A 21880-nucleotide genomic window follows, 5' to 3' on the forward strand; every position below is an offset into this window, starting at 1 on the left:
GCTCGTCCGCTTCCGGAACGGACCGAGCGAGCACCACTGTCATCAGCGCGGAATTGATCAGCAACCCATTCTGACCAGCGCAATCAATGCGAGCGCGAGGTGCAGGACCTTCTTGCTGTGCGGTCAGCGGGAGGTGGCACTCTCCGCGGCCCCGGGCTGCGCGCGGGTCTCTTCGTCGGCTTGCACGTGCGACCTCGAGGGCATGGGCGAGGCCGTCACGCGCGGGGTCCGCGGCCCCGTCGGGGATGCCGTCGAGCCTGGCGTCGATGGCGCTGCGGTAGCCAGCCGCCAGGAGCGCGCCGAGCATCGCGACACCGAGGGCGGTGCCGAACTCGCGGGTGACGTCGTCGAGCGCGGCGGCAACTCCTCGCTTGGCACGGCGAAGCAGCCGGATCGTCCGCAGTGCACCCCGGGAAACGGCTGAGGCCGGCCCTCCCCCAGGGGGTGGGCCGGCCTCTCGAAGGGGCTTTACGGGGTCACGGTCACCCCGGGCGCCATGTCGGCGGTCCCGTTGGTGAGCTTTCCGGAGCCGATGGCGCCTTCCGAGCTGACGAAGCGCAGCTCGTGGTTGGTGCCCCCCGCGTTGCCGACGGCGAGCAGGAGCGTGGACTTTCCTGCCGTGTAGGCGTTCTGGACGAAGGAGGTGATGTCGACGGTGATGTCACGGCCGTCGACGGGGTTGGTCTGGTGGTTACCGCCGCCCTCGGCGACGACGGTCGAACCGAGGTTGAAGGTGGCCGACTTCGCGACCGAGGAGTTCGTGGCGGTGAAGCTCGGCCGGTTCTGCCAGGTCATCGTGGAGACCGGGCAGGACGTGCCGCCGCCGGTGCAGGTGGTGTCGGTGACGGGTTGGACGAGGAGTTGGTCGGTGTCAGTGGACGGGACCGTCGAGTAGCGGTGGCCGACGTAGGTGAGATGGAGTGTCGCCTGGCTCGGTGCCCTGGTGAGGCTGTTGAGCGGGAACTGGATGTAGGAGAGCTTTCCGTCCCCGGATCCCGTGGTGTACTGCTCGCCCATCAGGCCGACGCCGGTGTTGCGGGTGATGAGGGTCAGGTCCGAGGAGTTGTTCTTGGTCTGGTCGCCGGTCCACGCACCGACATAGGTGTCGCCGTTGGTGAGGGCGCCCGCCTTGACGTTCCGGGTCTGGCCGTTCGCGTCCGTGTAGGTGGTGGTCAGCGTGCCGATGCCGCTCGGGGCCAGCGGGAACTGGCTGGTGTACTGGACGGGCTGGTTCGCGACGCTGAGGTTGTTCATCGTCACGTTCGTGGCGCCGTTCAGCGGGCTGCTGTTCGTCTTCTGCTGCGAGAACCACACGTTGTCGAGCTGGAAGGTGCTGATCGGGGTCTTGGTGTACGTGTACGTGTTCCCCGAGCCGTCGGGGTTGGGGGCGAACCCGTAGGTCGCCTGGTCGTCCGCGGTGATGGTCTGGGTGGATCCGTTACCGCCGTTGAGCCTGACCGGTCCCGACGAGTACCGGGAGGTGTCGAACGAGCTGTTCTTGATCACGATGCTCGAGATGCGCGGGTACGGCTTGGGGCTGTTCTGCGTGAAGATGCCGCCGGCCGGCGCCGACACGGAGTTGAAGTTGTCGAAGGTGTAGTTGTTGAGCTTGTATCCCCACGAACTCCATCCGATGCGGATCGAGTTGCCGGCACCGACGGACCAGTTCAGCGTGTTGCTGACGGAGATGTTCTTCGAGTCCGCCTTGTCCCAGTGGTAGGAGTCGAACCCGAGCATGTCGGCGACGGTGTCGTGGGCGCCGGCCGCGTTGACGTAGCCCTGGATGTCGGGGGTGGAGGTGCCGAGCGCGAAGTTGCCCCACACACCGGACGCCATCGGGGTGAAGCCGTCACTGGGGTTGTAGTGACCGGAGGCGAACGCGTCGTCGTTGCCGAGCGTGAAGACGCCGTTGGCGGTGATGTCCTGGCCGCTCGCGAAGTCCGTCCCGTCGATCCACGGCTGGTTGTACGGGGTGAGGCCCTTGATGTTGTTGAACGTCACCCTGCTGGCGGTGTGGGTCTCCCAGTTCCACTGCTTCGCGTCGCGCAGGTAGGTGTCGTTGAACGTGATGTCCGACGAGTGCATGACCATGACGCCGCCCTGGTGCACGCTGCGGTAGGCGTCGTGCGAGTCGGCGCGGTAGTTCGACACGCCCCTGCCGTCGATCATGCCGCGGCCGTCGATCTCGATGTTGCTGGAGTTGATGATGCCGACCGCCGGCTCGAACGCCTCCATGTACGCCTGGATGCGGTTCTGCAGCAGGGCCCCTTCATCGGTGTAGATCTTCAGCTTGCCGCCCTTGAGCTTGCTGCCGTCCACACCGTTGACCAGGAGACCGGACCACACGTACGTGCCGTTCGGGAAGTAGAGCGTGTTGAGCGCCGTGGGGTTGGCCTTGATGGTGTCGATGGCGGCCTTGAGGGCGAAGGTGAGGTCGTTGGCGGCCATCACCCGCACATTCGGATACCGCACATTGGTGGAGCTCGCGCTCACCAGGGTGCCGGCCGAGGTCTTCTGACCGGCGGGTATGGCGGTGCCGTTGACGGTCTTGCCGGCCATGGAGCTCGTGGTCGCGGCGGGAGCCGTCTGGGCCGAACTGTTCGGGTGGTCCGCGAGGTACTTCGTGGCGAACTGCTGGAAGTTGAGGACACCGGTCTGCAGGTTGACGCCGGAACCGTCGGACGCGCTCGTGGTGTCGGGATGCTGTGCCGGGTCCTCCAGGGGATCGTTGACGACCGCCAGGTAGGGCTGTCCGGTGGCGTTGGTCGAGTCGCCGTTGACCATCACGATCGCCTGGTTCAACCCGGCGGCGGCCGACATCTGGAACGTCAGGGTGTGCTTGTCCGTGCTCACCGAGACGCTGCCGGCGGGGTAGTAGCGCGCCGGGTAGATGTTCACCGTGTTGATCGTGGTGCTGGGCAGCGTGACCGTGACCGTCGGTGTCCGGGAGTCCGACGCGAAGCGGGCGATGTCGAAGTTGTTGCCGTTCTGGGCGTACTTGACGGCCTGGACCGACGTGCCGGCGACCTGTACCTGGTACTTGGTGGACACCGCGTCCGGGGACGTCGTGGTACCGCCCCCCACTCCGGTCGGCGCGTACGTGTGGACGGTGGTGGCTGCCTGCGCGGGGAGGGCGCCGGCGAGCGTGAGGCTCGCCGCCGCGATGAGGGCGCTCGCGGTGGCCGCGACGAAGCGCTGCACGTGCGATCTGCGTCGCGCCGGGGCGGGGGTCGGGGCGGCGGCGTCGCCGGCCGGTCGGATCATGCCTGTCTCTCCTCAGGACGAGACCTTTCCAGGTCTGTTCAGGCGCTCCCGTCCGCTGGGGACGGCGGGGAGCATGCGCGAAGCCGGGGCCGGGTGCGGCCGTCGGCGCTGTCGCGACCGAGAGGACCGCTGCGGCGCCTCGAAAGCGGTGGCGCCGAGCGGCTGGGTGTCGTCTCGCGCGATGGACCGCGACAGTTCACCTCGTTGACCGATCCAAGTGATCGGTTCGTTGACCGATCCAAGTGGTCGGCGTGTCCGGGATGTTAATGTCGCATTTCTGGAACCGTCAACGGGTCCGTGGCACTTTCGCGGGAGAACCTCTCGCGACGTGCTCTCTCTTCAGTAGGCCCGTGTAACCACCGGTTCAACAACATTTCGAACAGAGTCTTGCTCTGGCGCGACAGCCGACCTACGCTGTCGCCACTTTCGTGGATCGATACATGTTCAGGGGGTGCACTCGTGGTGACGATGGCGGAGGTGGCCGCTCGGGCGGGAGTCGCCAAGCAGACCGTCTCCAACGTGGTGTCCGGCAAGAAGGTGCGGCCGGAGACCCTGGCGAGGGTGAACGCGGCGATAGCGGAACTCGGGTACAAGCCGAACCTGGTGGCACGCTCCCTGAGGACCGGCAGCACCGCGACCGTGGGCCTGTTCGTACCGCGGGTGGCCAACGCGTTCTATTCGGAAGTGGTCGAGGAGGTGGAGAACGTGCTGGTCGGCCACGGGTACAACCTGTTGCTCGCCACGACCCGCGACGACCCGGACTACACCCGGGCCCACCTGGAGAACCTCGCCGCGCGTTCCGTGGACGCCCTGCTGGTCGCCGGGGACAACGCCGTCGAACAGCAGTTGCCGATGCTCATCGAAGCCGCCTTCCCGGTCGCGCTGTGCGCCTGGGAGGGAGACGCGCCCACCACGCTGCCCGTGGTGTCCATCGACTACGAGCACGCCGGGCTCCTGGCCGGACGCTATCTGCGGGGTCTCGGTCACCGGAACGTCGCGGTGATCGCCGATCTCCCCGCGCACTCGCCGCGGGTACGCGGGCTGCGCCGGGCGTTCGCCGACGACGGTCTGACCATCGAAGAGCGCCAGGTGTTCGCCTGCACCAGAGACGACGCGGCAGGCGGATTCGCCGCGAGCTCCGCGGCGCTGGCGGCGGACCCGGACGTCACGGCGATCTTCGCCACGCACGACATCCTGGCCGTCGGTGCCATCGAGGCGGTCGTCCGCTCAGGACGGCGGGTCCCCGACGACGTCAGCATCGTCGGCTTCGACGACATCGCCCAGGTCGGACAGATCAAACCGGCGCTGACCACGGTCACCTTCCCCAAACGGGAGATGGCTCAGCAGGCCGTCGAACTGCTGTTGCGCGCCGTCGACTCCGGTCGGCCGCCCACCAACGTACTGACACTGCTCCGCCCGACCCTGACCGTCCGGGACAGCAGCGCCCCACCCCCGGCGCGCGGGTAGCCGTCGGCTCCGCCGGGCCTGCACACCACTCCCCCGTGAGGCGGCGGCCGATCCTGCCTCGCCCCCTGCCGTCACCCTCACGTATTCCGAGAGAAAGCACCTCCACTGATGAAAGACCTCGACACCGCCGCCTACGTCGAAGACCGGTCGCCGGGCACCGGACGGCTGCGGCCGCGCGCCGCGTTCGCCACCGACCTGCCCACGATCGCCCTCGACGGCGACTGGAGGTTCCGACTGGCGGCAGGGCTGGACGACCTCACCGGGGACCTCGCCGCGCCGGACTTCGACGACACCGCCTGGGACCTGCTGGCCGTACCGTCCTGCTGGCAGATGACCGGACTGCCCGACGAGCCGCGCTACGGCACCCCCGCCTACACCAACATCCTGTACCCGTTCCCGGTCGACCCGCCGCGGGTGCCCCGGGAGAACCCGACCGGCGAGTACCGCCGCGCGTTCGACGTACCGGACGGGTTCCCGGCATCGGCCGCGGTGCTCCGGTTCGAGGGCGTCGACTCCGCGTTCGCGGTGTGGCTCAACGGGATCCGGCTCGGCGACGGCAAGGGCAGCCGGCTGACCACCGAGTTCGACGTCTCCGCCGCTCTGCGGCCCGGCCGGAACGTCCTCGCGGTGCGCGTGCACCAGTGGTCGTCCGGCAGCTACCTGGAGGACCAGGACATGTGGTGGCTGTCCGGGATCTTCCGGTCGGTGTCCGTGGCCGCCCGCGGTGTCGAGGACTTCTTCGTCCACGCCGCCTACGACCACACGACGGGACAGGGCACCCTGACCGTCGACGTCACCGCCCCGGTCCCGGTGTCCCTGTCGGTGCCCGAGCTCGGCATATCCGCCGCCGATCCGGCCGGCCCGCACGTGATCGACGGCGTCGAGCCCTGGTCGGACGAGCAGCCGCGCCTGTACGCGGGGGAACTGGTCTCCGAGGCCGGGGAACGGATCCCGCTGCGCGTCGGCTTCCGGACCGTGGCCGTCGTGGACGGCGTCCTGACCGCGAACGGCCGGCCGATCTCCCTGCGAGGCGTCAACCGCCACGAATGGCATCCGCTGACCGGGCGGACCCTGACCGAGGACACCATGCTGGCCGACGTGCTGCTCATGAAGCAGCACAACATCAACGCGGTGCGCACCGCCCACTACCCGCCCGACCACCGATTCCTGGACCTGTGCGACGAGCACGGCCTGTGGGTGTTCTGCGAGGGCGACCTGGAGACGCACGGCTTCGAACCCGGCGGCTGGCGGCGCAACCCCAGCGACGACCCCGCCTGGCGCGAGGCCTACCTGGACCGGGCCGCGCGGCTGGTGGAGCGGGACAAGAACCATCCCTCGGTCATCGTCTGGTCGCTGGGGAACGAGTCCGGCACCGGAGCCAACCTGGCCGCCGCGGCCGGATGGATCCGACAGCGCGACGCCGGCCGCCTGATCCACTACGAGGGCGACTGGGCGAGCTGCGCCTACGTCGACCTGTACTCGCGCATGTACATCGGCGTGGACGAGCTGTCCGCCGTGGGACGCGGCCAGGAGGCACCGACGGCGGACCCTGCCGACGACGCACACCGCCGCGCCCTGCCGGCCGTGCTGTGCGAGTACGGACACGCCATGGGCACCGGCCCCGGCGGGCTGTCCGAGTACCAGCAGGTCATCGAGGCACACCCGCGCCTGGCCGGTGGCTTCATCTGGGAGTGGATCGACCACGGGATCGCCCGGCGCACCGGGCAGGAGGACCCCCGGTCGTTCTACGCCTACGGCGGCGACTTCGGCGAGGAGGTCCACGACGGCAATTTCGTCGCCGACGGGCTGCTCTTCCCGGACCGCACGCCGTCGCCGGGCCTGACCGAGTACAAGAAGGTCATCGAACCGGTCAGGATCCGCATCCGCCCGGCGGCTCGGCAGATCGACGTGCACAACCTGCACCACGTCCGGGACAGCGGCTACCTGGACTTCCGGTGGACCGTCGAGGACGGCGGCGAGCCGGTGGGCTCCGGCGCTCTGAGCGTGCCCGCGACCGCGGCGGGCGCGACGGCCACCGTCGCATGGCCGGCCGAGGTCACCGCCGCGCTCGACGCGGCGCGCAAGAACGACTCCGGCCACGAGGTGTGGCTGACCGTCACCGCGGTGCTGGCCGCCGACGAGAGCTGGGCCGAGGCCGGCCACGAGATCGCCTGGGCCCAGGGGCTGGTCGTGGCCCCCACCGCCGCGTCCGTCCCGTTCACGCCGGCGCCGGCGATCGCCCGCGACGGGTACATCACACTGGGGTCCGCGAGGTTCGACGCCCGCAGCGGGCTGCTGGTACGGTTCGGCGACCTGGAGCTCGACGGTCCGAGGCTGGACATCTGGCGGGCCCCGCTCGACAACGACCTGCTCAGCGCCTTCGGGGTGCCGCAGGCCGACGCCTGGTTCGCCGCCGGACTGCACCGGATGCGCCACGACGTGCTGAGCGTCGAGCCCGACGTCTCGGGACTCAGGGTCATCGCCCGCCTCGCCGCCGCGGGGTCCTCGTCCGGCCTCGGCGTCGTCTACCACTGGACGGCCTGCGACACACCGCATGCCGACCAGGCCCGGCTCCGGCTGGAGACCGTCGTCACCCCCGACGGCTCGTGGCCGATGCCGCTGCCCCGACTGGGCGTCGCGATGTCGCTGCCCGGCACCGACGCCGACGTCGAGTGGTTCGGTCCCGGTCCCGGTGAGGCCTACCGCGACTCCCGCGCCGCGGCTCGCGTCGGCCGTCACCGGTCCACCGTCTCGGCGATGCAGACCCCTCAGGTCCGCCCGCAGGAGAACGGCAACCGCCACCAAGTCCGCCGCGCCAGGATCACCACCCCGGACGGCACCCTGCTCCTCACCGGCGCCCCGGTCACCGACCTGACCGTTCGCCCCTGGAGCACCGAAGCCCTGGCCGCCGCGGCCCACCAGCACGACCTGGTCCCCGACGGCCGACTCCATCTGCACCTCGACCACGCGCACCACGGTCTGGGCAGCGCGGCCTGCGGTCCGGGCCCGTCGGCACCGGACGTCCTGGCCGCGGTCACCACCGCGTTCGGCGTGGAGTTCGGCACCTGCCGGTAGGCGGGCCTTGCCCGCCCGCCCACCGGCACATCCAGCAAGTCCGCCCCTGTCACAGAAGGCTCCTCACATGAACAGCTCCACCATACGCACCCGCAGACTCCTGACACTCACCACCGCGGCGCTCCTCGTAGCCGGCCTCGGCGCGTGCAGCAGCAGCAAGGACACCTCCGCCGGCCCCGAGAAGAGCCAGGCCGGGCCGGTGACGATGCAGTTCTGGGGCTGGGCCGGCTACGAGAAGATCGTCGACCAGTGGAACACCTCCCACCCGGACACCAAGGTCGTCTTCAAGAAGATCCCGTCGGGCGGCACGGGCGGCTACACCCAGATCAGCAACGCGATCACCGCAGGCGAGGGCCCGTGCCTGGCCCAGATCGAGTACCAGGCCGTCCCGTCCATGCTCGTGAAGGACACGGTCATGGACATCACGAAGTACGCGAGCGCCGACATGGCCAAGTACGCCCCGTCGGCGGTCTCCGCCTCCAGCGTCGGCGGCAAGATCTACGGCATCCCGGTGGACGTCGGCCCGATGGTCCTCTTCTACCGCCAGGACCTGTTCGCCAAGTACGGCATCACCAAGCCGCCGGCCACCTGGGCCGAGTACAAGGCCGACGCCGAGAAGGTCGCCGCCGCCGATCCGAGCGTGAAGTTCGGCAACGCGCCCAGCGAGGGCAACGACCTGGCGGCCTACACGCTGCAGACCGGCCAGTCCTGGTACTCGGTCAAGGGAGACAGCTGGACCGTCAGCATCGACAACCCCGGCACCCGCAAGGTCGCCGAGTTCTGGGAGGGCCTGAAGGACAAGGGCCTGGTGCAGAAGTCCGGCAACGCCTGGGACCCGAAGTTCGACAAGGCCGCCACCGCCGGCAAGGTGCTGACGTTCGTCAACGCGTCCTGGGCCGCCGGCGGCCTGAAGTCGGACCTGAAGGGCCTGTCCGGCAAGTGGCGGGTCGCCCCGATGCCGACCTGGGAGGCGGGCGACGGCAAGAGCTCCAGCAACGGTGGCTCGGCCACCTCGGTGATGTCCGGGTGCAAGACGCCCCGCGAGGCCGTGCAGTTCGCCGACTTCCTGTCCAGTGACCCGCAGGCCGTGAAGACGGGCATCGAGAGCGGGCTGTACCCGGCGTCGAAGGCCGGACAGGAAGACCCCGCGCTCACGGGAGGCGACCCGTACTTCGGCGGCCAGAAGGTCGGTGACGTGTTCAAGGCCTCCGCCGCGCAGGTGCCCAGCACCTGGACCAACGGCCCGACCTATCAGCAGGTCCAGACGGACCTCACCGGCGCCATGGGCAAGGACACCCTGCCGGACGCGGTCAGCAAGGTCCAGGCCTCGACGGTCGCCGCGATCAAGAAGCTCGGCCTGTCGGTGACCAACGGCTGAGGCAGCGGACCCCAGCCGCCCCGAAGAGTTCCCGCGGCCGCCGGTACCCGGCGCCGCGGGGACCCGCTCCCTGACGACGAACCGCCCAGCGAGGTCTCCATGAGCAGTCCCAGCAGCACCCGGACCGCGTCACCGCCGCGGCCGGCGCCCGCGGCCACCCGCCGCGCCCCCGCCGCCCGTCGGCCGCGCCGCGGCAGCCGCCGCAGCGCGTTGACCGCGTCCGGCTTCCTGGCACCGTTCGCGGTGCTCTTCCTGACCATGATGGTCGCGCCGATCGGGTACGCCATCTACCAGAGCTTCTTCAAGGTCCACCGCGCCGGGCTGTTCGGCGGTACGCAGTCCACGGAGTTCGCGGGACTGTCCAACTACGTCGACGCCTTCAGCGACCACGACTTCACCGCGTCGATCGTCCGGGTCGTGCTGCTGGGCTGCGTCCAGGTCCCGGTCATGCTCGGCCTGGCCCTCCTGCTCGCGCTTCTGCTGGACTCCCGCTCGGCCCGGCTGCGGAAGACCTACCGGCTCACGTTCTTCCTGCCCTACGCGCTGCCGGGTGCGATCGCCGCGCTGATGTGGTCCTTCCTCCTGGCGAAAGACCTCTCGCCGTTCACCGGCCCGCTGGCCCACCTCGGGATCGGCGTCGACTTCCTGTCGCCGTCGTGGGTCCCGTTCTCGATCGGGAACATGATCACGTGGGGCTGGACCGGCTACAACATGCTGATCATCTACTCGGCGCTCCAGACGATCCCGGCGGAGGTGATGGAGGCCGCCGCGCTCGACGGCTGCTCCGGATGGCGCCTGGCGTGGGCGGTGAAGATCCCGCTGGTGCGTCCCGCGCTGGTGCTGACCACCATCTTCTCCATCATCGGGACGGCGCAGCTGTACACCGAGCCGGCGGTGCTGGTCAGCGCGCGCATCCCGGGCGTCGACCCGAAGTTCTCCCCGATCATGAACGCGACCCTGGGCATGGACGTGGGCGGCCAGAACCTGGCCGCGGCCCAGTCCGTGGTGCTCGCGGTGATCACCCTGGTGCTCTCCTTCGGCTTTCTCAAGTACAACCAGCGCAAGGGAGCGATGGCATGAGCGTGATCTCGGCCGACCGCCCGACCCGACCGGGCCGCCGCGGCACGGACATGGCGAGCAAGGTCGTCGTCAACGGCATGCTGGGCCTGATGGCCCTGTACACGCTGATCCCGCTGTGGTGGCTGTTCGTCTCCTCGACCAAGGCCTCGGGCTACCTCTACACCGGTACGCCGCTGTGGTTCTCCCACTTCGACCTGGTCACCAACGTCAGGAACGTGTTCAGTTTCGAGGGCGGCATCTACGCCACCTGGCTCGCCAACAGCGCGCTGTACAGCTTCGCCGGCGCCACCGTCGGCACCCTGCTGTCCGCGATGGCCGGCTACGCGCTGTCCAAGTTCAGCTTCCGCGGCCGGGAAAGCGTGTTCAACATCGTCCTCGCCTCGGTTCTCATCCCGGCGCCGATGTTCGCCCTGCCGTTGTTCCTGCTCATGGCCAAGCTCGACATCACCAACTCCTACTGGTCGGTGCTGCTGCCCAGCTGTGTCAGCCCGTTCGGCGTCTACCTGTGCCGGATCTTCGCCGCGGCGTCCGTCCCGGACGAACTCCTCGAGGCCGCACGGCTGGACGGAGCGGGCGAACAGCGCACCTTCTTCCGGATCGCCCTGCCGCTGATGTCCCCGGCACTGGTGACCGTCTTCCTGTTCCAGTTCGTCGGCATCTGGAACAACTACCTGCTGCCCTCGCTGATGCTCAACACCCCCTCGCTGCAGCCCGTCACGGTGGGCCTGGTGCAGTGGCGCGCGGAGTTCGCCAGCGGGGTGCCGCCGCTGCTGCCGATCACCGGTGCGTTCCTGTCGCTGATCCCACTGCTCGTCGCCTTCATCAGCCTCCAGCGGTTCTGGCGCAAGGGCCTGACGGCGGGAGCGGTCAAGTAGCGTTCGGCCGCTGCGAGTACACCGGGGTCAACGAGCCGGAACTCCCGGGCGCGGAAGCCGGACACGGGCGAAGGGCCGAGATGCGGTGTCGGCGCGACCAGGGTCCGCGCCGTCCGCCGGGCCGGACAATCCTGGTGCGCCACGCCCCGGCCGGCCCCGCGGCGACGGTTTGTTGAGGGAACCGCGAGCGTGGTACGCCCGTCGCGCACGGCACACCATGTCTCCCCCATCGCTCCGGTCTCCCGGGAGATTCAGTGCGATCCACCTTCGGAAGGAGACTCGCCTGTCTGGTGAGCGAGGTCCGTCGACCACGACTGGCTGCCGGTCGACCCGGACCAACTCGCCGCGGAATCAGCTGCCGGACATCCTCATCTCCAGCACTGCCTTCCCCACGGCCGTACCGGCCCGCAGCCGCCGCACCGCCTCGTCGAGCGCGTCCATCCCGTAGGTCTCGTACGGCAGTGTCAGCGTGCCCGAGGACAGGTCCGGCAGCAGTTCCAGCACCTCGGGCGCGACCTCCTTGCTGCGCGAGATCATGTTCACCGGCAGGAGGGAGACGTCGGCGAGGAAGAAGTCCGCGAGGTCCAGGGTGAGTTCGCGACCGGCCGTGTAGCCCAGGAGCGCGGCGCGGCCGCGGGGACGGACCAGGGCCAGGGCGTTGCGCAGGATCTGGCCGCCGACCGTGTCGATCAGTACGTCGGCCTTGCCGCCGATCGCCTCCTCGGAGAGGTCGGAGGCCAGCAGTGCCTTGGCGACGGCGGGCACGTGCTCCAGCTTCGCGGGTCGCCCGACAGCGCCGATGACTTCGGCACCGGCGCGCGCGGCGAGCTGGACGGCCATGGTGCCGACCGCGCCGGACGCCCCGGTGACCAGCACCCGCTCCCCCGGCCGCACCTGGGCGATCGGGTGGACGGTCGCCCAGGCGGTGCCGACGGGTGAGAAGTAGCTGCAGGCGAGTGCGGGATCGGTGCCCTCCGGCATGGGCTCGACGGCGGCGTCCGGCACGAGGACGTGCTCGGCCCAGGCACCGTCCCTGCTCAGGCCCAGCCCCTCGCCCCGCAGCCGGACCAGGGCACCCTCGGGGTGGGTGTCCGAGGCGACGACATAGCCGCTGCCCTGGGTGCCGGGAATGAACGGCAGCCGGGGCAGGATGCCGAACCGCCCGTCGAGGATGTTCAGGTCCAGGTGCGCGACGGTGGCCGCCGCCACCCGCACCAGGGTGTGCCCTGCGCACGGCTCGGGCACGGCCCGCTCCCCGAGGCGCGGCAGCGTGCCGAACTCCTCGAGGACCAGGGAGCGGGATGTGGGCGAGGTGGTGCTCACGTGCTGTGTTCTCCGTTCTTCCCCCGTTGGACACTGCGCCGGCTCACGTTGGTCACTGGCGTCCGGCTTACACCTTGGCTCCATACTTGTGCAGTACACGCATCGCGACCAGGCGCAGGATCCGGTCGTAGACGAGGCCCAGGACGCCCAGGGTGATGATGCCGACGAAGACCCAGTCGATACGGCCGTAGTTGCGGGAGGTCCAGATCAGTGAGCCGAGACCGACCTGGGCGGCGACGATCTCGGCCGAGACGATCGTCAGGAAGCTGTTGCCCATGGCCAGCCGGGCTCCCGTGAGGATGTACGGGACGGTGGACGGCAGCACCACACGCTGAAGGATCTGGCGACGACTCGCTCCCAGGCTGGCCGCGGCCCTGAGCTTGTTCTCGTTGACGGCCATCACCCCCGCACTGGTGTTCAGGGTGACGATGAAGACAGCCGTGTAGAAGATCAGGACCACCTTGGACGTCTCACCGATGCCCAGCCACACCACGGCCAGCGTCACGAACGCGACGGGCGGGATGAAGCGGAAGAACTCGATGTAGGGCTCCAGGAGCTGGCGGACGATCCTGATCTGCCCGATGAGCAGGCCGACCGGTGCGCCCACCACGACGCCGAGGCCCCAGCCGATCAGGATGCGGCGGCTGGAGGCGATGACGGAGTTGCCCAACGTGCCGTCGGACGCCAGCTCGCGCGCGGCCGACAGGGTCTCCCTGGGCGAGGCGACCAGGGACGAGCCGTACTTCATGGCCACGAGCTGCCAGACACCGATGCCGACGAGGACGGCGACGCCGTACAGGACGAGTGTGCGCAGTCCCTGTCCGCGCGTCGCACTGCCGGTGCGGCGCGGGCGGGTGCGGGTACGGGCCGGGGTCGGGGCCTCGGTTGTGGTGATCGTCATGCGCCTTTCGCCTCTCGGTCGGGCTGGTCGTCGAGTCCCTGGGCACGCATGGCCTTGCGGACCTCTTCGCCGATGTCCTCGCGCAGCTGGTTGCGCAGACGCAGCGCGGCGGGGTCGGACTCGTCGCGTGGACGCGGCAGGTCGACGGTGTACAGGGACTTGATCGACGCCGCGGGTCCCGCCGTCATCACGGCGACCCGGTCGGCAAGGAGGATCGCCTCGTCGATGTCGTGCGTGACGAAGACAACGGTGCAGCCGGACGCGCTCCAGATACGGGCCGTCTCCTGCTGCAGCACCTGCCTGGTCTGCGCGTCGAGCGCGCCGAAGGGCTCGTCCATGAGGACGACCCCCGGTTCGTTGGCCAGGACCCGGGCGATCTGGACCCGCTGGCGCATACCGCCGCTGAGCTGGCCGGGGTAGCGGTCCGCGCAGTGGCGCAATCCCACCAGGCCCAGGAACTCGTCGGCCACCCGCGCCTGTTCACTGCGGGAGCGGCCGCGCATGCGAGGCCCGAAGGTGACGTTCTGCTGCACCGTCATCCAGTCGAAGAGGGCCTCGCTGCTCTGGAAGACCATGCCGAGTTCCGGATCAGGGCCGCTGACGGGGGCACCGTCGGCGGTGAGCGTCCCCTCGCTGACCTGGATGAAGCCGGCCATGGCCGACAACAGGGTGGACTTGCCGCAGCCGCTGGGCCCGAGCAGACAGAGGAACTCACCGGCCGGGATGTCCAGATCGATGCCCTGTACGGCACGGAAGTCACCGAAGGCGATGCCGGCGCCCTCGACGCGCAGCGCGGCACCGCGTCCGGCCGTCGGCTGCGTACGCGCTTGCGGAGCCGCCGTGTTCGCTGCGGTCGCTGTCCCCTCGACGGGCACCGGCTCCCGGTCGATTCCCTTGGTCGCCTCAGTCATCAGGACCCCTTCGTGTGGTCGGGAAGCCAGCCGCGCTGGACGGTGCGGGACACATCGGGGCGGGACTTGAGCTTGCCGGTGTCCAGGTAGAACTGGGCCGTGTCGTCGTAGCCCTCCAGGTCCTCGGCGGTGAAGTCGCGTACGGCGAAGTCGATCTCCTTCACCGCGTTCACGGTCTGCGCGGTGGGAATCTTCGCGGCGTCCTTGGTGGCCTGGGCGGCGGCCTGCGGATCGCTCTCGGTCTTCGCGGCCGCCTCCGTGAGGGCTGCGGCCACCTTGGCGGCGATGCCGTTGTTGTCCTTCAGCCAGGACGAGGTCGACAGCAGCCAGTGCTGGTAGCTGAGCCCGTAGTCGCCCGTGGTCTCCAGGACCCGCTCGCCCAGCTCCGCCCCCTTGCTCGGCCACGGTTCCCACAGGACGTAGGCGTCGACGTCGCCCTGCTTGGTCAGGGCCGGGATCTCGGCCGGGTCCGCGGTGACGAAGTCGACCGAGCCGGGCTTGATGTCCTTCGATTCGAGGAACCGGGTGGCGGCCAGTTCGGACAGGCCCGGGACGATGGCCATCTTCCGGATCTCGGCGGGGGACTTCACCCCCGGTCCGAGCACGACTTTCAGGTACTGTCCGGAGTCCTCGTAGACGAGGAGCGAGCGCAGGTCCGGGTTCTGACCCAGCAGGCCGATGGTGGTGGCGTCGGAGTTGCCCGCCATCTGGACCTGTCCGGCGTTGAGGGCGTCCACGCCTTCCCCGCCCTTGGCGAACTGGACGAGGTCGACATCGACGCCGTGCTTGGCCCACAGGCCTTCGGCGCCGGCCACGAAGAACGGCGCGTAGGAGGCGTCGACCCCGACCGCGATGCGGATGTGGGGATCACCCGCCCCGCCGGAGCCGGCCCCGGTGTCGGTGTCGGTGGTGCCCGCGCTGCACGCGGTTGCCGCGAACAGGGCGGCGCTGAGGAGGGCGGAGCTCGTGATGCGCCCTGTGGGACGGGCTTTCGGGCGGGACGCAGTGTTCATGGGCACCTCGGATCGCAACGCTTCTGGGCAGGTCAGCGGGGGGTGGGCGGACAAGTTGGCGCACGCTACTGCCGGTGGGAGGGGGGAGGCATGCGCGACGGTCCGTTCAGCGGGACGTCTCGGGAACGACGCGGGGCGGTGCGTCACCCGGCGTGCTGGTCGTACCAACCGCGCAGCAGGACCGTGTCGAGATCGGGTGCGCTCTTGATGAGGCGCTGCTGCTCGAGGAAGTCCACGATCCGGCCCGCGGAGGTCACGTCGGCCGGTGTGAGGGCCCGGGACGTGAACGAGATCTCACCGATGGCCTTCTCCGTCGCCGCCACCGGAAGCTGTGCCTGCTCGTGGGCGGCCAGAGCGGCCGCGTGCGGGTCCTCGGTCACCAGCCTGTCGGCCTCCGCGACCACCTTGAAGACCTTTCCGGCCAGCTCCTGGTGGTCCGCCAGCCACTTCTGGTCGGCGATGAGCCACTGCACGTACGTCACACCGAAGTCACCGATGGAGCCCGCGATGTGGCCGCCCGCTGCGACGCCCTTGCTCACCCAGGGGTCGAAGAGGATGTAGCCGTCGATGTCGCCGCGCTGGAGCATGGTGGGGATCTCCTGCGGCGCGCTCTGCCGGATCGTCACGGAGTCCGGATCGATGCCGTGGTGCTGCAGGTACTCGTGCGTCGCGTACAGGCCGATGCCCTGGATCGAGCCCATCGTCCTGATCTGGTCCGGTGAGGTGATGCCCTGGCGCAGGACGACCTTGAGGTAGCGGCCCGACGACTGGAAGGCGCCCAGAGCGCGCAGGTCCGGGTTGCTCACCATCTGGGGCAGTGCGGTGGAGTCGGCGTTGGCGGAGATCTGTGCCGTGCCGGCCGTGACCGCCTGGGCCGCGGCCGGTCCTCCCTCCACCTGCATCAGCTGCACGTCGAGTCCGGCCTTCTCGAACATGCCGCGCTCGGCGGCGAGATAGAGCGGAGCGTAGGAGGCGTCGACGCCCAGGGCGATGCGCACGGTCGGTCTCTTGCCGTTCGCGTTCCCTGCCGAGTCGGTGGTGCCTGCCCCGCAGGCGGTGGTGAGAAGCAGGGCTAGCAGCGCGAACAGGGCAGCCGACGGCAGCCCTGACATGCGGTGACGGGGGAACATCGGGTCGGACCTCCGGGGTCGGAGTGCTGTCGGGGTGGCGGCACGCTGACACTGCGGAGAGCCGGCGGACAGTTCGGTGTCCCGTCTGGCGGACCGGTGCGATGGAGGCGGCACGGGGCGGTTCGTACGCTCCACCGATCGCAGGGTCGACCGGCAAGGAGCGGGCCGCGGCGGTGTGGGCGGCCTTTCTTGGGGCACGAGCTGTCGTCGGCGATCGCCGGCGGGCTGTCGCCGGTAGTGGCGACCGCGCTGCCGGCCGCCACCGGGCACTTCCTGCCGGTCGCGTTACTGACCATGGGCATGGCTCTCGTCACACTCGTGGCCCTGCTCCTTTTCGCACAGGGTCCCAAGGCGTCCGACCCGCACGCCTCTTGCGGCGCACACCGGTCCCGCAACGAACACATCGAGACACCTGTTTCCTGATTTTTACACCCGCGTTCCTCTAGGCAACATGGCGTTGTTGCACTTCAAATGGCCTGTATCGCCATGCGCCGAGGTAAGGGGACGCCGATGAGCCCGTACGCCGACGAGGACGTCCCGCTGCCGAATTCCGTCCTCGGCAAGGCGCAGCTGCTGCTCGCCGCGTTCGAGTCGGGGGCGGACCGGCTGCGGCTGAGCGAACTGAGCCGCCGATCGGGCGTCCCGAAGGCGTCGGCGTACCGTCTCGCCCAGGAGCTGGTGCAGTGGGGACTGCTCGACCGGCACGGGGAGACCTACGAACTCGGCATCAGGCTCTTTCACCTGGGGCAGCGCGTGCCCGCCTCCGCGGTGCTGCGTACGGTGGCCCGTCCCCTGATGGCTGATCTGTTCACACGGACCCGCACGGCCGTGCACCTCGCGGTCCTCGACGGCGCCCACGTCCTGTTCCTGGAGAAGATCGCCGGTGAGGCCAACGTGCTCACCCACTCCCACGTCGGCGGCCGGTTGCCCGCCTCCTGCACGGCGACCGGGCAGATCCTGCTCGCCCTGGCCCCGGACGCAGACGAACGGGTGGCGGCGCTCGCCGAGGCAGGGTTGCCCGTCATGACCTCACGCTCCGTGACGGACCCGCAGGCACTGGTTCAGCGGCTGTCCAAGGCGGCACGGCAGCGGTACGCGCTGGAGGTCGAGGGCGTCAGAGCCGGCTACGCCAGCCTCGCCGTACCGGTGGCCCTGCCCGGATCGCAGTTCGCGGCGCTCTCGGTCACCGCGCCGGTCGCACAGGTCTCGGTGGACCGGTGCCTCGCGGCGTTGCGGGCCACGGCGGAGAGCATCGAGCGGGGCGTGGCCCAGAGGACGCCGGACGGCCCGGCCCGCGGCAGCACGCGCCCGGTGCGCGGGTCCAAGCCGAGCGGGGTGCCTACCGGCCGGGCCGCCGGCTGAACAACCCGCCCCGCGACCGCCCGGGCCGATGTCGGTCCGGTCACCAGAACGCCCTGGTGGTCCGCCTCGCCTCGCCCCCGTGATCGTGAGATTCCGCAAAGGCTGCGGACACGTAAGGGGAGGAGCCGTGGTGCGACCAGACACGGACCCGGCGGCACTGCGCGTGCTGGACCTGACGGATGAGCTCGCCTTGCAAGGCGCCCGGCTGCTCGTCGGGATCGGCGCCGACGTCGTACGGACGGATCCTGGCACCGGCCTCGGACCGGCGGCCCGCGCCCACTGGCACGCGGGCAAGCGCTGGGTGGCGGTGGCGGGACCGGCGGAACTCGACGAACTGGCGGCGGGCGCCGACATCGTCCTGGAGAGCGGTCCCGCGCCGGGGTTGCGGGGCCTGCGGGAGGACGGCTCGTCCCGGTGGCCGCACGCCGTGCACGTGGTGGTGACGCCCTTCGGGCTGACCGGGCCGCGCCGCGACTGGATCGGCGACGATCTGGTCCTGGCCTCGGCAGGGGGCATGACCTGGCTCGGCGGCCGCCCCGACGGGCAGCCCAAGCCGCCGCCCCGGGAACAGGCACTCCAGACAGCCGGGGCCCATGCGGCGATCGGGGCGCTCCTGGCCGTCGTGTCGGGCCGGCCTCAGCTGGTCGAGGTCTCGGTGCAGGAGGCCGTCGCCGCCACGCTGGAGACCGCCGCCCTGGCCTGGATCCACGCCGGACGCTTCCCCGTGCGCAACGCGGGAGTGTACGAGCATGTCGCGCACCGGATCTTCGAGGCCACGGACGGGTACGTGGCCGGGGGCTACTCCGGCAGCGACCGCATGTGGACCGGTCTGCTCGCGTGGATGGCGGAACGGGGTGAGGCCGGTGACCTCCTCGAGGAACGCTGGCAGGACGCCGCGTTCCGGTGGCGGCAGCGGGCCCATGTCGATGCCCTCGTACAGCGCTTCGCGGCGCGGCAGCCGGCCGCCGGTCTGGCCGCCGAGGCACGCAAGCGCGCCCTGCCGTGGGCCGAGGTCGTCCCGGCCGCACAGCTGACGGACAACCCGCAGCTGCGGGACCGCGACGCGCTCGTCACGATCACCGGCGAAGGGCTGCCGGACGGCGGTGTCGAAGACGTCGGCTTCCCGTGGGCGGCGCTCCCCCGGCCGGTCACTCTGCGAGCCCTCCACCAGGTGGCGCCGGCCGACGTGCGGTGGGACGGGCCCGGGCCGAGTCTGATCCGTCGCGGCGGCGAGCGGCGGCCGGCAAGGGCCCTGGAAGGGGTGCGTGTCCTGGATCTGACCTGGGTCCTCGCCGGTCCGTACGTGACCAAGCAGCTCGGGGAGCACGGTGCGGACATCGTCAAGATCGAGTCGCGGCACCGCCAGGACCCCACCCGGTTCGCGCCCTCGATGCACCTGCGGCCGGGTTCCGACCCCGACGACAGCGGTTACTTCCTCAACTTCAACCGCAACAAGCGCGGCGTCGCCCTGAATCTGCGGACCGAGGAGGGCCGACGGCTGCTGCGCGGCCTGGTCCCGCACTGCGATGTCGTCGTGGAGAACTTCAGCCCGGGCGTGCTGGCCCGGTGGGGCATGGACCACGCGTCGCTGCGCGAGCTCAACCCGGACGTGATCCTGGTGTCGATGGCCGGCGTCGGGCAGACCGGCCCCTGGCGCAGTGCCGTGACGTTCGCCGACACGCTCGCCGCGATGTCCGGCCTGTCCAGCGAGACCGGCGACCCGGGCGGCCCGCCGCAGGGTCTGACCTTCGGCCTCGGTGACATGATCGCGGCCAATTCCGCGGTGCTCGCCACGCTTGACCTGCTGGCCCGCGGACAGGGCGGCCATGTGGACCTGTCGCAGCTGGAGGCGATGGCCGCGACGATGGGGCCCGCGGCCCTGGAACCCGTCCTCGGCGCTGATGCGCCCGACCCCAGGACCGCCGCGCACCCGAACCGGTCTCCGCACGCCGTGCCGCACGGGGTGTACCCGGCCGCCGGACAGGACCGGTGGGTGGCGATCTCGGTGACGGACGACGAGCAGTGGCACGCTCTGACACGTCTGGCCGAACTTCCCTGCGCCGGGGGCGACTTGGCTGCCCGACGGGAGCGCGAGGACGAGATCGACGCCGCCCTGGCCGGCTGGACCAGCGGGCAGAACGGCCACGAGCTGGCCGAGCTGCTCCAGGCCGAGGGGGTGGCCGCCGCGGTCGTGGCCACCGGGCAGGACCTGGTCGAGGCCGACGACCACCTCGCCGCCCGCGGCTTCTATCCCGTACTCGACCATCCGCTGACCGGACCGGTCCGCCACGAGGGCATCGTCGCGCGGCTGGCCGCGACGCCCGGCGCCCTCGACCGGCCCGCACCTCTCCTCGGTGAGCACACCCACGAGGTGCTGTGCGAACTGCTGGGCCTGAGTGATCGACAGCTGGCGGCCCTGGCCGCCGAGGGAGTGACCGCATGAGCGAGACGAAGGCACCCCGGGAGCAGCGCTCCGTCCTGCGGGTGACCCGCGAGGACGCCGTGGCCACGATCCGGGTCGACCGCCCCAAGGCGAACGCCGTCGACCCGGCGATGATCGAGGAGTTCCTCACCGTCCTGCCGCCGCTGGCCGACGACCCGGACGTGCGCTGCGTCGTCATCACCGGCACCGGCAGGTTCTTCATCGCCGGCGCCGACATCGCGGTCATGCGGGACCTGTCCGCGGACAACCAGGCCAGGATGCGCCGCTGGATCGACGTACAGCGGGTGATCGAGCAGGCTCCCAAGCCGGTGGTCGCGGCGATGAACGGCCACGCACTCGGAGGCGGGGCCGAGCTGTCGCTCGCCTGCGATCTGCGGATCCTCTCGGCCGGGGCCACGTTCGGGTTCCCTGAGATGCGACTCGGACTGTTCCCGGGGGCCGGCGGCAGCCAGCGCCTTCCGCGACTGGTCGGCCCCCATCTGGCGAAGCGGCTGATGATCGAGGCGGAAGGCCTGGCACCGAGCCGGGCCCTGGAGCTCGGACTCGTGGACCTGGTGGTGGGGCCTGACGAGTTCGACGCGGTGGTGGCCGAGCGGGCCCGCGGACTCGCCGCACAGCCCACGGCAGCCATCGGGCTGCTCAAGCGGGTCGTCGACGAGGGCTACGGGCTGCCCGTCGAGCAGGCGCTGGAGCGCGAGGAGAAGGGTGTCGCCGACCTGACCGCCACGGCCGACGCGGCGGAGGGGTTGCAGGCCTTTCTCGACAAGCGGCCGCCGGTGTTCACCGGGCGGTGACGGCAGACCCGACGCGGGTTGGTCCGCTGGCCGGACCACCCGCGTTGGCGTGGCCACGGCCGGTGAGCATGCTCACCGGATGATCTCGACACACCACCCGGACGACGTCACCCGGGACGGAAGCGTCCTCGTCACCGGCGGCACCAGCGGGATCGGCCTCGCGATCGCCACGGCCGTATCCCGCACGGGACGGCCCGTGGTGGTGACCGGGCGGTCCGCGGAACGGTGCCGCACAGCCGGACACCAGCTCCGACAGGCCTCCCCGGGCGAGCATCTGGCGCTCGTCGCGGACACCACCGACCCGGACGCGCTGGCCGATGCCGTCAGCCGGGCCGCGGACCGGTGGGGCCCAGTCACCGGTCTGGTGACGGCTGCCGGCCGGCTGGCCCGCGGTTCGCTGCTCGACCTGACCCCGGACGACTTCCGCGCCGCCCTCGACACCAACCTCATCGGCACCTGGCTGGCGATCCGCGCCGTTCTGCCCGGCATGCTCGACGCCGGTCACGGACGGATCGTCACGATCGGCTCCGTGCTCGGCTCGACCGGCGCCCCCGAGCGGTCCGGCTACGCCGCCACCAAGGGCGCGGTCGCCGCGCTGACCAGGTCGGCGGCCCTCGAGGTCGCCGGGACGGGTGTCACCGTGAACTGCGTCGCCCCCGGCCCCGTGCGCACCCCCATGAACGAGAGCGACGCCCGGACCGACGCGGCCGCCCAGGCCGCCTTCACGGCCAAGGTGCCGCTGGGTCGCTGGGGCAGGCCCGAGGACGTCGCGCACGCCGTGCTGCCCCTGCTCGCGGCCGGCTCGTCCTTCACCACGGGTGCCGTCGTGCATGTGGACGGCGGCTACACCGCGCAGTGAACGGC

16 protein-coding genes and 1 pseudogene are annotated in these 21880 nt (G+C 70.5%); 10 read left to right on the top strand and 7 right to left on the bottom strand.

Going from position 1 to position 21880, the window contains the following annotated elements; all coding sequences use genetic code 11:
* Nucleotides 1–187: 187 nt before the first annotated feature.
* Together H295_RS47855 and H295_RS0108440 are read right to left on the bottom strand one after the other, a co-directional pair.
* Nucleotides 188–385 (bottom strand): annotated as a pseudogene (locus tag H295_RS47855) (MFS transporter); the annotation flags it as partial.
* Between the two features lie 83 nt (nucleotides 386–468).
* Nucleotides 469–3264 (bottom strand): DNRLRE domain-containing protein, encoded by a 2796-nt coding sequence (locus H295_RS0108440; RefSeq protein ID WP_020665699.1) that lies wholly within the window; start codon nucleotides 3262–3264, stop codon nucleotides 469–471.
* A 468-nt stretch (nucleotides 3265–3732) separates the two neighbouring features.
* Here H295_RS0108440 and H295_RS0108445 point away from each other — a divergent pair, with 468 nt between their 5' ends.
* The 5 genes from H295_RS0108445 (at nucleotide 3733) to H295_RS0108465 (ending at nucleotide 11139) form a co-directional block, all read left to right on the top strand.
* Nucleotides 3733–4731 (top strand): LacI family DNA-binding transcriptional regulator, encoded by a 999-nt coding sequence (locus tag H295_RS0108445; protein WP_106960798.1) that lies wholly within the window; start codon nucleotides 3733–3735, stop codon nucleotides 4729–4731.
* Between the two features lie 108 nt (nucleotides 4732–4839).
* Entirely contained in the window at nucleotides 4840–7806 is a 2967-nt protein-coding gene (locus H295_RS0108450; RefSeq protein ID WP_020134917.1) for a glycoside hydrolase family 2 TIM barrel-domain containing protein, read from the top strand.
* A 67-nt stretch (nucleotides 7807–7873) separates the two neighbouring features.
* A complete protein-coding gene (locus H295_RS0108455) occupies nucleotides 7874–9184 on the top strand; it encodes an ABC transporter substrate-binding protein (RefSeq protein WP_020134918.1) in 1311 nt (436 codons plus the stop codon).
* A gap of 99 nt (nucleotides 9185–9283) precedes the next feature.
* Nucleotides 9284–10264, top strand: coding sequence for a carbohydrate ABC transporter permease (locus tag H295_RS0108460; RefSeq protein WP_020134919.1), 981 nt, complete (start codon nucleotides 9284–9286; stop codon nucleotides 10262–10264).
* On the top strand, nucleotides 10261–11139 hold the full coding sequence (locus H295_RS0108465) for a carbohydrate ABC transporter permease (protein WP_020134920.1): 879 nt from the start codon (nucleotides 10261–10263) through the stop codon (nucleotides 11137–11139). Before H295_RS0108460 ends, H295_RS0108465 begins: the two co-directional genes overlap by 4 nt.
* A gap of 351 nt (nucleotides 11140–11490) precedes the next feature.
* Here H295_RS0108465 and H295_RS0108470 read toward each other — a convergent pair whose 3' ends face one another.
* The 5 genes from H295_RS0108470 to H295_RS0108490 form a co-directional block, all read right to left on the bottom strand.
* Complete coding sequence (locus H295_RS0108470; RefSeq protein ID WP_020134921.1) at nucleotides 11491–12462, bottom strand: quinone oxidoreductase family protein; 972 nt, start codon at nucleotides 12460–12462, stop codon at nucleotides 11491–11493.
* A gap of 67 nt (nucleotides 12463–12529) precedes the next feature.
* On the bottom strand, nucleotides 12530–13363 hold the full coding sequence (locus H295_RS0108475; protein ID WP_020134922.1) for an ABC transporter permease: 834 nt from the start codon (nucleotides 13361–13363) through the stop codon (nucleotides 12530–12532).
* The gene (locus H295_RS0108480; protein WP_020134923.1) at nucleotides 13360–14274 is read right to left on the bottom strand and encodes an ABC transporter ATP-binding protein; all 915 of its coding nucleotides are present in this window, start codon (nucleotides 14272–14274) and stop codon (nucleotides 13360–13362) included. Before H295_RS0108480 ends, H295_RS0108475 begins: the two co-directional genes overlap by 4 nt.
* The gene (locus tag H295_RS0108485; protein WP_020134924.1) at nucleotides 14274–15287 is read right to left on the bottom strand and encodes an ABC transporter substrate-binding protein; all 1014 of its coding nucleotides are present in this window, start codon (nucleotides 15285–15287) and stop codon (nucleotides 14274–14276) included. The genes H295_RS0108480 and H295_RS0108485 overlap by 1 nt, the downstream gene beginning before the upstream one ends.
* 143 nt (nucleotides 15288–15430) lie before the next feature.
* Complete coding sequence (locus H295_RS0108490; protein ID WP_106960799.1) at nucleotides 15431–16399, bottom strand: ABC transporter substrate-binding protein; 969 nt, start codon at nucleotides 16397–16399, stop codon at nucleotides 15431–15433.
* 207 nt (nucleotides 16400–16606) lie between these two features.
* Here H295_RS0108490 and H295_RS0108495 point away from each other — a divergent pair, with 207 nt between their 5' ends.
* The 5 genes from H295_RS0108495 (at nucleotide 16607) to H295_RS0108515 (ending at nucleotide 21875) form a co-directional block, all read left to right on the top strand.
* Nucleotides 16607–16840, top strand: coding sequence for a hypothetical protein (locus tag H295_RS0108495; RefSeq protein ID WP_020134926.1), 234 nt, complete (start codon nucleotides 16607–16609; stop codon nucleotides 16838–16840).
* Nucleotides 16841–16927: 87 nt separating this feature from the next.
* Nucleotides 16928–17779, top strand: coding sequence for an IclR family transcriptional regulator (locus H295_RS42920; protein ID WP_020134927.1), 852 nt, complete (start codon nucleotides 16928–16930; stop codon nucleotides 17777–17779).
* Nucleotides 17780–17909: 130 nt separating this feature from the next.
* Nucleotides 17910–20222 (top strand): CaiB/BaiF CoA-transferase family protein, encoded by a 2313-nt coding sequence (locus H295_RS0108505; RefSeq protein WP_020134928.1) that lies wholly within the window; start codon nucleotides 17910–17912, stop codon nucleotides 20220–20222.
* Nucleotides 20219–21016 (top strand): enoyl-CoA hydratase/isomerase family protein, encoded by a 798-nt coding sequence (locus H295_RS0108510; RefSeq protein WP_020134929.1) that lies wholly within the window; start codon nucleotides 20219–20221, stop codon nucleotides 21014–21016. The genes H295_RS0108505 and H295_RS0108510 overlap by 4 nt, the downstream gene beginning before the upstream one ends.
* Nucleotides 21017–21095: 79 nt before the next feature.
* Entirely contained in the window at nucleotides 21096–21875 is a 780-nt protein-coding gene (locus H295_RS0108515) for an SDR family NAD(P)-dependent oxidoreductase (protein ID WP_020134930.1), read from the top strand.
* Nucleotides 21876–21880: the final 5 nt, after the last annotated feature.

It is taken from the genome of Streptomyces sp. 351MFTsu5.1, assembly GCF_000383655.1.
Classification (GTDB): domain Bacteria; phylum Actinomycetota; class Actinomycetes; order Streptomycetales; family Streptomycetaceae; genus Streptomyces; species Streptomyces griseorubiginosus.